Source organism: Rhodococcus sp. B7740 (genome assembly GCF_000954115.1).
Lineage (GTDB): Bacteria > Actinomycetota > Actinomycetes > Mycobacteriales > Mycobacteriaceae > Rhodococcoides.
This window is the reverse complement of the sequence record NZ_CP010797.1, coordinates 338345-350769: the sequence shown is the minus strand read 5'-3', so window position 1 is coordinate 350769 and position 12425 is coordinate 338345. Positions and strand designations below refer to the sequence as shown.

Annotated in this window: 13 protein-coding genes; 10 read left to right on the top strand and 3 right to left on the bottom strand. The window is 64.3% G+C overall.

Going from position 1 to position 12425, the window contains the following annotated elements; translation table 11 throughout:
• The first annotated feature begins 40 nt into the window (after positions 1 to 40).
• The 5 genes from NY08_RS01590 to NY08_RS01570 all read left to right on the top strand — a co-directional run bounded on the left by NY08_RS01590 (position 41) and on the right by NY08_RS01570 (position 4358).
• Positions 41 to 1126 (top strand): glycosyltransferase family 4 protein, encoded by a 1086-nt coding sequence (locus NY08_RS01590; RefSeq protein WP_032394632.1) that lies wholly within the window; start codon positions 41 to 43, stop codon positions 1124 to 1126.
• 107 nt (positions 1127 to 1233) lie between these two features.
• Positions 1234 to 1818, top strand: a complete 585-nt coding sequence (locus NY08_RS01585; RefSeq protein WP_032394633.1) for a hypothetical protein — start codon at positions 1234 to 1236, stop codon at positions 1816 to 1818.
• 5 nt (positions 1819 to 1823) lie between these two features.
• Positions 1824 to 2753: an aldo/keto reductase gene (locus NY08_RS01580; RefSeq protein WP_045194540.1), complete on the top strand. Its 930-nt coding sequence runs from the start codon at positions 1824 to 1826 to the stop codon at positions 2751 to 2753.
• Positions 2754 to 2946: 193 nt separating this feature from the next.
• Entirely contained in the window at positions 2947 to 3309 is a 363-nt protein-coding gene (locus NY08_RS01575; RefSeq protein ID WP_045194538.1) for an STAS domain-containing protein, read from the top strand.
• A gap of 152 nt (positions 3310 to 3461) precedes the next feature.
• The gene (locus tag NY08_RS01570) at positions 3462 to 4358 is read left to right on the top strand and encodes a glucose 1-dehydrogenase (RefSeq protein ID WP_045194536.1); all 897 of its coding nucleotides are present in this window, start codon (positions 3462 to 3464) and stop codon (positions 4356 to 4358) included.
• Here NY08_RS01570 and NY08_RS01565 read toward each other — a convergent pair.
• Positions 4351 to 5970: an MFS transporter gene (locus NY08_RS01565; RefSeq protein ID WP_045194534.1), complete on the bottom strand. Its 1620-nt coding sequence runs from the start codon at positions 5968 to 5970 to the stop codon at positions 4351 to 4353. The genes NY08_RS01570 and NY08_RS01565 overlap by 8 nt on opposite strands.
• Before the next feature lie 98 nt (positions 5971 to 6068).
• The gene (locus NY08_RS01560; RefSeq protein WP_230596667.1) at positions 6069 to 6656 is read right to left on the bottom strand and encodes a TetR/AcrR family transcriptional regulator; all 588 of its coding nucleotides are present in this window, start codon (positions 6654 to 6656) and stop codon (positions 6069 to 6071) included.
• Positions 6657 to 6775: 119 nt separating this feature from the next.
• Here NY08_RS01560 and NY08_RS01555 point away from each other — a divergent pair, with 119 nt between their 5' ends.
• The 5 genes from NY08_RS01555 to NY08_RS01535 all read left to right on the top strand — a co-directional run bounded on the left by NY08_RS01555 (position 6776) and on the right by NY08_RS01535 (position 12081).
• Positions 6776 to 8464 carry a nitroreductase family deazaflavin-dependent oxidoreductase gene (locus tag NY08_RS01555; RefSeq protein WP_045194533.1) on the top strand — a complete coding sequence of 563 codons (1689 nt, stop codon included), beginning with the start codon at positions 6776 to 6778 and terminating at the stop codon, positions 8462 to 8464.
• A 41-nt stretch (positions 8465 to 8505) separates the two neighbouring features.
• A complete protein-coding gene (locus tag NY08_RS01550; RefSeq protein WP_235387059.1) occupies positions 8506 to 9459 on the top strand; it encodes an ABC transporter substrate-binding protein in 954 nt (317 codons plus the stop codon).
• A 95-nt stretch (positions 9460 to 9554) separates the two neighbouring features.
• Positions 9555 to 10526: an alpha/beta hydrolase gene (locus tag NY08_RS01545; protein WP_045194531.1), complete on the top strand. Its 972-nt coding sequence runs from the start codon at positions 9555 to 9557 to the stop codon at positions 10524 to 10526.
• A gap of 9 nt (positions 10527 to 10535) precedes the next feature.
• On the top strand, positions 10536 to 11585 hold the full coding sequence (locus NY08_RS01540; RefSeq protein WP_235387058.1) for a helix-turn-helix domain-containing protein: 1050 nt from the start codon (positions 10536 to 10538) through the stop codon (positions 11583 to 11585).
• A 7-nt stretch (positions 11586 to 11592) separates the two neighbouring features.
• The gene (locus NY08_RS01535) at positions 11593 to 12081 is read left to right on the top strand and encodes an SRPBCC domain-containing protein (protein WP_045194530.1); all 489 of its coding nucleotides are present in this window, start codon (positions 11593 to 11595) and stop codon (positions 12079 to 12081) included.
• Position 12082: 1 nt separating this feature from the next.
• Here the strand turns inward: NY08_RS01535 and NY08_RS01530 are convergent, their stop codons facing one another.
• Positions 12083 to 12352, bottom strand: coding sequence for a DUF7218 family protein (locus tag NY08_RS01530; protein ID WP_045194529.1), 270 nt, complete (start codon positions 12350 to 12352; stop codon positions 12083 to 12085).
• Positions 12353 to 12425 lie beyond the last annotated feature (73 nt).

Sequence of the window (12425 nt, the reverse complement as noted above, 5' to 3'; positions counted from 1 at the left end):
GCTTTCGCGAACCACCCTTGCCACACAGACAGGCCAACACATGACCGACGAGTCGACCGTGCTCTTTCTGGCCCACACCGGACAGGTTTCCGGTGCGGAGAAGGTGCTGCTCAATTTGATCGACGAGGCCGAGCGCCGCGGCCACAGAACTGTGATCGCCTGCCCCGCGGGACCATTGGCGCGTCGCCTGCCGAGCGGAACCCGGCACATTCGGATCGACGAACTCGGTCTCGGGGGTGAGCACGGTGCCGCACGCGGTATCGCCGCGCTGCGCCTGCTCGGAAGGTGGATCGGTGCCGCACGCGCAGTGCGCTCCGTCGTGCGCGCGCCCGACACGACAACTGTCGTCAATTCCCTGTTCGCGCTCCCGGTCGCACGATTGTGCCGGCCGACCCGCGGTGCGTCCTGGCTCGTTCACGACACCATGAACTCTCTCAAGCAGCGCGTGGTGGTTCGATTCTCCCGCCCGGCAATTCGGGTCGCGGTGTCGGTCTCGGAAGCAACGGCCGTTCCGCTCCGCGCGGCAGGCCTTCCGGTGGTGGTGGCACACAACGGAGTGCCGTGGCCGGTGACCCGTTTCGGCGGCGAACTTCACACCCCACCGGTGGTCGGCATGTTGGCGTTGTTGACACCCTGGAAGGGGCACCGAGTTCTCCTCGATGCCGTCGCCACACTTCCCGGCATCCGAGTCGAGTTGGCCGGCGGAAGCTTTCCCGGCGATCGCGACTACGTATCGGAGCTCCACGAACGTGCCGCCGAATCGGACCTCGCCGGCAGGGTGGAGTTTCTCGGGCACACCGATGCAGAGTCCGCACTCCGCAGGTGGGATGTCGTGATTTCGGCCAGTACGTCCCCGGAGGCCGGTCCGTTGTCGGTACTGGAGGCAATGTCGCACGGGCTGCCGGTGATCGGAACGGATCACGGCGGTACCCACGAATTTCTCTCCGACGGCGCGGGGGTACTGGTCGAACCCGGTGACTCCGCGGCTCTGGCCGAGGCGATCTCGACCGTGATCGGTGACGCGGATCGACGGCGCCGACTCGGTGACAGCGCTCGCTACCGCGTGGCCAGTCGCCACGACATCGGCGAAACGCTTCCCGAACTGTTACACCGGCTGATCGGCTGAACGCCGCTTCGATCGCTGGACGCATCAGCTGGTGAAGTGCAGAAACATGATCCTCGTCACGGTCGCGTGTGATTGAATCCTGAAGCGGTCGACGGAAGGGGACACACGTGACACGCGCTTCGTACCGGCCGAACGAGCACTATCACTGGGGTGTCGGAGTAATGGCCTCCCTCGCGCTGACCACGGGGGTCAAACGGGTCGTCTCGGCTGCGAGTCTGGCCATGGCCGTCGTGGTGACCCTCGAGATGGCATTCGGTTACGGTGCCACCACCCCGATCCCGTCGATAGTGCAGTGGACGTGCATGATCGCCGCGTACATCATGGGCGCATTCTGGTGGTTCGGTCCATGGCCGACGCTCCGGCAGGCCTTCGCGTTCGTCGTCATCGCCGATATCGCGATTTTCGGGGCCACCATCACCGCGGACTTCGAGCCCGAGGTGACACTCGGAAAGTGCACGTTTCTCATACCCCTCGGCATGCTGGCCGGTTTCCTCTTCGACAAATGGAGGCTGGCCGCACACATAGCGCTGTGTGTGCTGGCTACCTCCATCGTCGCGGTGTACATCGTGGTGGACAGAGGTGTCGACACGTTCGTCGCCGTCGTCCTGTGGGCACCGATCGTGGTGACTCTCACCGGCTTCGTGCTCATCTTGCAGATGACGAGTCAATCCATGCGACTCGAGTTCGAGTAGACGCCATGCGTACATTCCCCCTCCCCCACACCGGAACAGAAGTCTCGAGCATCGTGCTGGGGTTCATGCGCATCACCGACGTGGACGACTCCCGGATCAGGAGGTTGGTGGACACTGCCCTCGATGTGGGCGTGACGGTGTTCGATCACGCGGATATCTACGGCGGTGCCCCGCACACGTGCGAGAAACGATTCGGCGACGCGGTGACACTGACCCCGTCGCAGCGTGAGGCCATCAGCATTCAGAGCAAGGTCGGTATCCGCGACGGCTGGTTCGACTTCTCCGAAGAACACATCGTCACCACGGTCGAGGCGTCACTCGCGGCCCTCGGTGTCGATCACCTGGACACACTTCTGCTGCACCGACCGGACGCCCTCGTCGAGCCGGAGGAGGTCGCAGCAGCGTTCGATCACCTGCACGAGTCTGGCAAGGTCCTGGGCTTCGGCGTCTCCAATCACACACCCGGCCAGATCGAGTTGCTGAAAACCGCTGTGAAACAACCGATTCTCTTCGATCAAGTACAGCTGAGCATCGTGCACTCGCCGTTGATCGCGTCGGGGCTGACCGCCAACATGGGCACCGAGGATCAGTCGATCGACCGCGACAACGGTCTGCTGGACTACGCGAGAACGCGCGGCATCACCCTGCAGGCATGGTCACCGTTCCAGAGCGGGACGTCCTCCGGTGTGTTCGTGGGTGACCGCGAGAACTACCCCGAACTCAACGTGGCGCTCGACGAGATCGCCGACGTACACGGCTCCACCCCGTCGGCCGTGGCAACGGCCTGGATCACCCGGCACCCGGCCGACATCCAGGTCGTGCTCGGCACCACGAACCCCGATCGAGTCGTCGAGGCCGCCGGAGGTTCCGATCTACGCCTGACCAGGCAGGAGTGGTACCGCCTGTTCCGGACGGCAGGCCACACACTGCCCTGAACGATGCTCAGCGCCGTCACATCTGCCGTTACCTCTTCGTTACCGACTAGCTATCGATCCGTGATGATCAGTCTTCGATTCGGTGACGTTGCGCTGTCAGGATTACTGCACGGCATGCAACGGAACCTGTAGCCCTCGGGTTCCACCCAGCGCATGTCGGTCGTTAGGCCATCCGAACTGAGAGGTTCGCACCGTGACTGTAACCGACCACTTCGATTCCCGCTTCGCAACCGCCGAGACCGCCGATGCTCGCTTCTCGATCGGTATCGAGTCCTACTCGCCTCGCCTGACGGTGGTTCGTGCCGGCGGCGAACTCGATTTGACATCGCGCTCCAGCTTGGCTGGGGAACTCGACGAGGCGCTGCGCGGCGAATCGGTTGTGCTGCTGGACTTGTCGGCGGTGTCGTTTATGTACTCGGGCGCAGCGAGCGTGATCATCGACGCTGCCGCTCGCGCGTCAGACCGCCTCGAGATCTTCGCTCCGACGCGGCCCGCACGCATGGTCCTCGACGCGCTGGGTTTGGCGACGATCGTCGACGATCCTCGCGCAGCCTGACCTGTCGAGGTTTACCAGTTCGTCGTTTCGGTGACCCTGGGCTGACATGGACTCACCAACGGCTGCGGCCGTGAGTCGTCTCCACTGAACCGAAGCGGCTCGTTCGACTTGCCGCGTGGAGCACTTCACGCACACCGAGGCAAGGATCGACAATGTCCGACCAGTTCAGCAAGTCCGACCCGACCACCGCATTTTCGATGCCCGACCGGGCTGAGCAAGGTCGCCTCGAGCACCCGGGACTGACCCGCGACATGGTCTCCACGCCCGATCACGGCGAGAATTCCTACCGTGGATCGGATCGACTGCACGGCCGCAAAGCACTGATCACCGGCGGCGACTCGGGCATCGGCCGTGCTGTTGCACTGGCATTCGCACGCGAGGGTGCCGACGTGGTCATCGCACACCTCGAATCCGAAGGTCCGGACGCGCAGACCACTGTCGACCTCATCGAAGGAGCGGGGCGCGCCGGTAGAGCCATCGCCTGCGATCTCACCGACGAGTCCCAGTGCGTGCAGCTGGTCGACACCGCCTCCGAGGTCCTCGGCGGGCTCGACATCGTCGTCAACAACGCCGCTTTCCAAATGGCTCAGATGGGCGGCATCGCCGATATCACCACCGAGCAGTTCGATCGGGTACTCAACACCAACCTGTACGCCTTGTTCTGGATCTCCAAACGCGCTGCCGCAATCATGGACGCAGGATCGACGATCATCAACACGACCTCGATTCAGGCATCGAATCCCTCTCCGGAACTGCTGGACTACGCGACGACCAAGGCAGGAATCGTGGCCTTCACCAAAGGCCTCGCCGGCGATCTTGCAGAGCGTGGCATCCGTGTCAATGCTGTTGCACCCGGACCGATCTGGACGCCGCTCATTCCCGCGACGATGCCGGCCGAGAAGTACGAGAAGTTCGGTGAGACCGTACCGCTCGGACGCCCGGGCCAGCCCGCGGAGTTGGCTCCGTCCTATGTGTTCCTGGCATCGAACGAGTCGAGCTACATCACCGGCGAGACCATCGCCGTCACCGGCGGAACGCCGTTCAACTGACCCCGTCGGCGTCCTTGGATTCACGCCACGCCAGAAGAACACCGCTCCCCTCGGGGCGTCGCCACGGCAGGAACAGCGCAACAGCGATCGCGCACGTCATCGCAGCCGCGACGGTGACAAACGACGCGAGCTGGAAGCCCTCCAACGAGGCCGCCTTCATCGCGTGGATCAGGTCGGCCTTCTGCGTCGCAAAGATCGGGTTCGTGGGTGCTTTCACGATCTCGATGACGCTGACGACGGTCTCGCGAGCGAACGCCTTCTGATACGGCTCCATGATCGCGTCGGGAATCGCATCGATCTTCGGACTCACCTGTGCGGTGTAGACCGATGCGACGATCGACCCGAGCACGGCAACTCCGAGAGTTCCGCCGATCTCGCGGGTGGTGTCGTTCACCGCGGATCCTGCACCTGCCTCGTCGAGCGTCACCGAGGACATGATCGACTCGGTGGCAGGGCCCTGCACGATCGCCAAGCCGAGGCCCATCAGAACCATCGAGACGAGAACCGGCCCCAGATAGGGCGTTTCGACCTTCACCTGCCCTGCGATGAACATGCCGATGCTCATCACCACCAAACCGAAGACGATCACGGCCGTGGTTCCGATGCGTTGGGCGATGATCGTCGCCAGCGGCGCACCGATTGCGATGGATATCGCGAAGGGCAGCGAGTGGACACCGAACTGCAGTGGGGTCAACTCCATCACACCCTGGAAATACTGGGTGATCATGAACAGGAAGCCGAACATACTGAAGTACGCCACGGCAATTGCCAAGGCGGGCAGTGAGAATCGCCGGTTCCGAAACAGGTTCAGATCCAGCACCGGAGACGGTGTTCGCAGCTCCCACCAGACGAATGCGACGATGGCAGCCGATCCTGCCAGGTAGGCTCCGATGCTCGTAGCAGACAACCAACCGTTGTGTGGCGCTTCGATGATCGCCCAGACCAACACCGTGATGCCCGCCAACGACAGCGCGATGCCCAGAGGATCGTACTTACCGACGTGCTCTGCTTTCGACTCCGGCACGCAAGCCAGCGCAGCCACCAGAACGAGCAGTGCCACAGGGACATTGATCCAGAACACCGAGTGCCACGAGAAATGCTCTAGCAGGAATCCGCCCGCCGTCGGGCCAATGGCGATGGCGAACCCGGCCATGGCAGTCCAGGCCGCGATGGCCAGCGCTCGCTCCTTGGCGTCGGTGAAGATGTTGATGATCAGGGCAAGGGTCGCCGGAAACACCGCGGCCGCACACACACCCATAGCTGCTCGGGCCGCGACCACCTGCCCGAGATCGGCGGCCACGGCACCGCCCACCGACATCACCGCGATACCGGCCAGCCCGACCACCATGATCTTCTTCCGACCGTAGCGATCACCGAGATGACCGAACGCAAGCAGCAATCCCGCGAACGTGAGCGTGTAGGCGTCGACCACCCACTGCAACCCACTGATGTCGGCACGCAGCTGCAGCCCCATCGAGGGCAGGGCGACATTGACGACGGTGTTGTCCAGCACGACGAGCAGCTCGGCCGCGCAGATGACGATCAGCGCGAGGTATCGCCGTCGAAATTGCGGCACATCCGCCAGATGACGGGAGGTAGTGGGTGACGACATCGGAGCTTCCTTCCACTATGACGTTCGGCATAGTTATTGAAGGAAAGTTAGCTGTAACTGTCAGTTATAGCAATACCGGCAGCCCATCCTGACCGACGTCAGCGGCCGGCCGACGCCTCCAGTACCGCCTCCAGCAGGGCCGACAGCTCCCCCTCGGTCCGATCCAACGCCGCCGTGGAGCGCTGCGCCTTGGCCATGATCAGCGCACCTTCGATGGCGGCGATCGCGAATGTCGCCAACGAGTACGACCGCTCGCGAGTCAATCCGCGCTGCCACAGCGACGCCGCGATCACGTCCTCCCAGGACGAGAAGGACTCACCTGCCGCGGCCACCGCCTGCGGCGCATGCAACCCCTCGAGCGCAGCAGGCGCGACAGGACAGCCCGCCACGAAATCCGTGGCCAGCAGTTCGCCGCGGAATCCGTCCAGAATCGCCCGCACGGTCGCAGACGGACCGGCCGAAGCCAGGCCGGCCGAGATCATGGCGCTCATCGCGGCGCCCGCAGTACGGGTCGCCTCTTCCACCAACTGAGGTTTGCCGCCCGGAAAGTGGTGATAGATCGAGCCGCGCGGTGCGCCCGCGTGATCGATGACGTCCGCCAGCGAGGTCGCGTCGACACCGCGTCGACGAAACAGGTGTGCGGCGCTGCGCAACATGTCGTCCCGAGCACTGCTTCGATTCGCCATCCCAACCCCTCCCGAGGACGCCACAATGATTGACGTGACGACTCGTTACATCTACAGTCCCTCTGTAGCTATGTTGTCCATCATAGCTGGAGCCGCAGTCCAGGAACCGGAGCAACGCCATGTCCCCTGACACCGACGTGATCGACCTGAGCAGCCCGCTCACCCTCGCCTGCGGGCAGATCCTGCCGAATCGCGTGATGAAGGCAGCTCTCAGCGAAGGACTGTCCACCGCCGAGCACGGCCCGGACTCGCGCCTCGAAACGCTGTACCGCCGGTGGGGTGCCGGCGGCTACGGCCTGGTGGTGACCGGCAACGTGATGGTCGACCGGTCCCATCTCGGCGAACCGGGCAATGTCGTCATCGAAGACGACCGCGACCGCGATGCGCTGGCCCGCTGGGCGAAAGCGACGTCCGACGGCGGTGCACCCATCTGGATGCAGCTCAATCACCCCGGTCGACAGGCCAATCCGCTCGTCACCCGCACCAAGCCCGTTGCGCCATCTGCCATCGCACCCAACATCCCGGGGATTCCGGCACCTCGGGCGTTGAGCGAGAACGAGATCCACGACATCATCGGTCGATTCGCCACCGCGGCGGCTGTGGCCGAGACGGCCGGCTTCGACGGCGTCCAGATCCACGGGGCGCACGGCTACCTGGTGTCGCAGTTCCTGTCGCCGCTGTCCAATCGACGCGACGACGCCTGGGGCGGCGACCTCGACGGACGGATGCGATTCGTGCTCGAAGTCGTCCGCGCAATCAGAGCGGCGGTGTCGCCGAGTTTCGCAGTGGGAATCAAGCTGAATTCGGCGGACTTCCAACGCGGCGGGTTCAGCGAGGAAGAATCACGCATCACCGTCGAGCATCTCGTTCGGGAATCCATAGATCTCATCGAAATCAGCGGTGGCAGTTATGAATCACCGGCGATGATGGGCACCGCGAGCACCCGCGATCGCGAGGCGTACTTCCTGGAGTACGCGCGGACGGTGCGAGACGCGGCCGCAAGCGTGCCACTGGCAGTCACCGGCGGCTTCCGTACCCGCTCGGTGATGAATGCGGCAGTGCAATCGGGTGAGTGCGACATGGTGGGCCTCGGCCGTCCGACCGCCCTCACCCCTGCCGTCGCGAACTCTCTGGTCGACGGCACTCTCGACCGGGTCGAATCGCCGCGCGTGGCTCTGCGCGTTCCGTCGAAATCCAGTGCGTTCAAGCAGATCAACGGCGCTCTCGATCTGCAGTGGCACACCGACCAGTTACAGCTCATCGGTGCTGGGCGGCAACCGAATTCGAGCCGTCCGGCATGGAAGACTGCGGCTACGATGATGCAGCGCAACGGCTGGGACGCGTTCCGCAATCGCCGGGGCTCCGCTCGGGTCGAGACATCTGCCTCCGCGACGAAGTTTCGCCGCGAGCGCTGGATCGGCAAGCACATCGCGAATCCGGTCGTCAACGGACTCACGTCGATCGGCGTCCGGACCTCCCTGGTCACCGATATCGAGACCGTCGGCCGCAAGTCCGGCCTGCGCAGGCAGGTACCGGTGTCGGCAGTGTTCGACGAGACCGGAGCCTGGCTGATCTCCCAGCACGGAACCCGATCCGGTTGGGGAGCCAACATCACCGACGAACCCAGAATCAGAATTCGTGTGGGCAGCCGATGGCGTACCGGCACAGCAACGTTCGTTCCCGACGACGACGTCGCGCTCCGAGCGCGATCCTTCTCGAACAATCCGGTGCTCGGACGCCTCATCGGCGCGGGCTTCCGAGCACTCCAGACCGACCCGGTGTCGGTGCGAGTCGAGTACGACGATTGACCGACTCTTCACCATTGACTTAGGTTTGGTTTACTTAAGTTGTGAAGACACTCCCCCGCTTGCACGTCGTCCTCGGCGCGGTCCTTGTTGCATCCCTGCTCTCGTCCTGCGGTGTCGACACCGAACCGGCGACGTCGGACTCGGCGACCCATTCGGTCACCACGCAGTTCGGCACCGTCGAGGTACCGGATCGAATCGAATCGGTCGTCGTGATCGACGGACGACGCGACCTGGACATCGCCCTGGCGTTCGACCTACCCATCGTCGGGATGCCGGTGGAAACCGAGGCTCCACCTGAAATTCCCGGCCCGCTGACCGAGCCCACCAGGATGCTGCTCGCCGACGGAGTGCCCGAGCTGTATCCGCGAAACACCGTCGACCTCGAGGCCGTCGCACGCGTCGATCCCGACCTGATCATCGGCCGCGACGAGGTGATCGAAGAAATCTACGACCAGTTGAGTGCTATCGCGCCGGTGTTGCCGGTGGGCTCCACCGGAACCGGAGTCAGCTGGCAGCAGGACGTGGCAGCGATCGGCGCGGCACTGAATCTGCAGGACCGAGCCCGAGCAGTTGTCGACGAATACACCACTCGCGTAGACGAACTCACGACGCAGTACGCCGATGCCATCGCCGACACCACCGTCCTGCCGATCAGTACATCGGAGGAAGGTGGGATCTCGATAGGACGTGACCGGGTGACGTCGATCGCGCTCGAGGATGTGGGAGCCCGCTTCGGCTCCGCGTGGAGCGCAGCCGCTCCGGAGATCGAGTACGGACCTGAGAACGTCACCGCCGCATCCGACGCAGTGGCAATGATTGCCGCCATCACGTCCGAAGAGGACTTGCAGGCAATGAACGCCAACCCGCTCTGGACCGGATTACCGGCTGTTCGCGGCGACCGCATCGTCCGGACGGACAAGTTCACCAACGACGGGGGTCCGCTGACCGCGCTGTGGACCCTCGGCTTGGTCGAGAGGCTCTACACCCCGAGTTGATCGACGGCGGGCGTCCGACACCCGTCGGACGGCACCGCTTGCACTTCCTCCATACGACAAGTGACACAGGACACAATTGTGCCGACTATGGGTTCATGACCAATTTCCCCACTCTCGACCCCGAACTCGCTGCTGCCGTCACGATGCTTCCGAGTGTCGATTTCGGCGACCTTCCCGCAGCACGATCGACCTTCACCACACTTGTCGACGCCATGCTCGCCGACCTGTCCATGGACGGAGTTTCCCTGCGCGAGCTCGCCGTCCCTGGACTCGACGGTGCACCGGACGTCGTCGTTCGATTCTTCACACCGGAGCACGCCGACGGACCGTTACCCGTGCTGGTGTGGATCCACGGCGGCGGATTCGCCATCGGGACAGCCGCGTCCAGCGATCCCTACTGCGTGGACGTCGTCCGTGAGCTCGGTTTCGCAGTAGCCAACGTCGAGTACCGGCTCGCCCCCGAGACGCCGTTCCCCGGGCCGCTCGACGACTGCTACGCCGCGCTGGCGTACATCCACTCTCATGTGGACGAACTGGGCGTGGACCCGGACAGAATCGCGGTGGGCGGTCAGAGCGCCGGTGGCGGCCTGGCGGCAGGAACGGTGCTGCGGGCTCGAGACGAGGGCGTGGTGCCGGTGGCGTTCCAATTGCTCGAGATTCCCGAACTCGACGACCGACTGCACACCGTGTCGATGACGGAATTCGTCGACACACCGATGTGGCACCGGCCCAACGCGATTCTGTCGTGGCAGTACTACCTGGGCGAGTCGTACAGCGGACCGGACGACCCGAACGTCTCGATCTACGCCGCTCCCGCTCGTGCCACCGATCTGGCCGGACTCCCACCGTCGTACGTCTCGACCATGGAGCTCGATCCGCTTCGTGACGAGGGCATCGACTACGCGGTCCGGTTGCTGCAGGCAGGCGTGAGCGTCGAATTGCATTCGTTCCCCGGCACCTTCCACGGATCCGCGCTACTGGCGACAGCAGAGGTGAGCAAGCGCGGACATGCAGAAGCGTTGGACGCCCTGCGTAGGGGCTTGCGCCTTCGCGTACCCGCCTCGTAGCGTCGCTTCATGCAAGGACTGATGTACCGGCTCGCGGAGCTCGATGCCGACTCCGCGGGTCTGGTGCGCGTGATCGACTATTTCGACGCACTGATCAGACATGGTGCCGACACCACCGCGATGCTCCGCGCCAGCGCTGCTCTCGCCGATTGCGTGGTCGGAATAGACGTCGTCGGCACGTCCGGCGGACACCGCCAGCGTGCGCGGTGCGATCCGAAGGGCCGCTGGCTGACTCAGGCCGCGGGCGAGCGGTCGGCAGCCAAAGACGTTGTCGTCGACGACGTCGTGATGGGCTCGGTGTGGATCGAGCGAGTGGGCCCCGCGCTCGCTCTCGACGACATGCTCGTCGATCGAATGGCCCTGACCGCAGCCGTCATTCTGGTACCACGGCACAGTCCGTCCGCTGCCGAACACACCCGTTCGGTGTTGTTCCCTGTCGACGACATCGCACTGCTGAGCTCGCTGACCGCCTTGCACATCGAACCGACCGACCGCGTGAGAGTGGCCATGGCAGCCGCGGACTCACCGCCGGGACCTGCCTCGCCGACGGCCGGTCGGTCGGTACCGATCACGGTCGACGACCACGTCCTCTACCTCCTGACGAACGAACCGCCCGCACCGCCGGTCGGCTGCTGCCATCTGGGTGTCTCCCTCGCCCTGCGCGCCGACGATCTCCATCGACACCTCGGCAATGCTCGATTCGCCCTGGCGCAGGCAAGTGAGTACCGACCCGTCGTGATCGCCGATCGGCTCGGTGCACTGAACCTGCTGGACAGGGAAAGTTCGTTGACCCTCAGCGACGTTCCCGACCTCGTGCGCGCGAACGAACTGCGCGCCACGCCTCACGGCCGGGAGTTGCTCGGCACGCTTCGCGCGTACCTGGGATCCGGAAGCCTTCGGGCGACAGCAGACCGAACGCACCTGCACCACAGCAGCGTGGCGCACCGACTTGCGAAGGTTTCCGAAGCAGTGGGGTACCCGGTCGATTCGATCGAACACCGTGCCCGCGCGACCGCAATGATGATGGTGCTCGACGGCAGCGACACCGCAGTCGCATAATCAGTCGATGGAACCGACGCCCACGGGCACGCTGCGCAGCACCGACACCGGCTTCGCTCTCGAGCTGACCAGGACCATCGCCGCTCCGCGCGAGGACGTGTGGGCCAGCATCACCGAATCGTCGCGAACGGCAAGGTGGTTCGGGCCGTGGGAGCGCATCTCGGAGAACACCGTTCGCGTCACGATGCGGTTCGAGGAGGGCGAGCCTGCATCGGACATGGCGATCGAAGCGTGTGAGCCGCCCAGCCGGCTGGCTGTGCGAACGCTCGACGTGATGCAGTGGCCGCTCGAGGTTCGCCTCGACGACAGGGACGGCTCGACGGTCGTCGTTCTGGTGCACAGTTGCGAGAGCACGGACGGTCTGGGCGACATCGGTCCCGGCTGGGAGTACTACCTGGATATGCTCGTCGCATCCAGGGACGACGCCCCGCTGCCGAGTTTCGACGACTACTACCCGTCGCTGCAGGAGTACTACGCGTCGCTTCGCCCGCAGTGAATCAGTGACTGCGTAGCGCGTCGATGAGCTCTTCCTTGTTCAGCTTCGAGTAGCCCTCGAGACCCAATTCCTTGGCTCGGTCGGTCAATTCGTCGACCGTCCAGTCCTCGTAGGATCCGGATTCTCCGCCCTTCTTGCCGACCTGGTCTCGCCCCTTCTTCGCTGCGGCATTCGAGATGCGGGCGGCTTTCTCCTTCGAGTTTCCGTCCTCGCGCAATTTCTCGTAGAGATCCTGGTCCTTGAGCTGTGGTTGATCGTCGTTGGTCGGCATACCGGCCCTCCGTTCCGTCGATAGTGCTCGTACAGCTACCCGCTTCGCCCTCGGGCAAACACGGACGCTTCCC

What these genes read in the sequence shown, in the direction of transcription:
- NY08_RS01590 (WP_032394632.1), top strand. Translation starts at nt 41, where the DNA reads ATGACCGACGAGTCGACCGTGCTCTTTCTGGCCCACACCGGACAGGTT.
- NY08_RS01580 (WP_045194540.1), top strand. Translation starts at nt 1,824, where the DNA reads ATGCGTACATTCCCCCTCCCCCACACCGGAACAGAAGTCTCGAGCATC.
- NY08_RS01570 (WP_045194536.1), top strand. Translation starts at nt 3,462, where the DNA reads ATGTCCGACCAGTTCAGCAAGTCCGACCCGACCACCGCATTTTCGATG.
- NY08_RS01565 (WP_045194534.1), bottom strand. Translation starts at nt 5,970, where the DNA reads ATGTCGTCACCCACTACCTCCCGTCATCTGGCGGATGTGCCGCAATTT.
- NY08_RS01560 (WP_230596667.1), bottom strand. Translation starts at nt 6,656, where the DNA reads ATGGCGAATCGAAGCAGTGCTCGGGACGACATGTTGCGCAGCGCCGCA.
- NY08_RS01555 (WP_045194533.1), top strand. Translation starts at nt 6,776, where the DNA reads ATGTCCCCTGACACCGACGTGATCGACCTGAGCAGCCCGCTCACCCTC.
- NY08_RS01545 (WP_045194531.1), top strand. Translation starts at nt 9,555, where the DNA reads ATGACCAATTTCCCCACTCTCGACCCCGAACTCGCTGCTGCCGTCACG.
- NY08_RS01540 (WP_235387058.1), top strand. Translation starts at nt 10,536, where the DNA reads ATGCAAGGACTGATGTACCGGCTCGCGGAGCTCGATGCCGACTCCGCG.
- NY08_RS01535 (WP_045194530.1), top strand. Translation starts at nt 11,593, where the DNA reads ATGGAACCGACGCCCACGGGCACGCTGCGCAGCACCGACACCGGCTTC.
- NY08_RS01530 (WP_045194529.1), bottom strand. Translation starts at nt 12,352, where the DNA reads ATGCCGACCAACGACGATCAACCACAGCTCAAGGACCAGGATCTCTAC.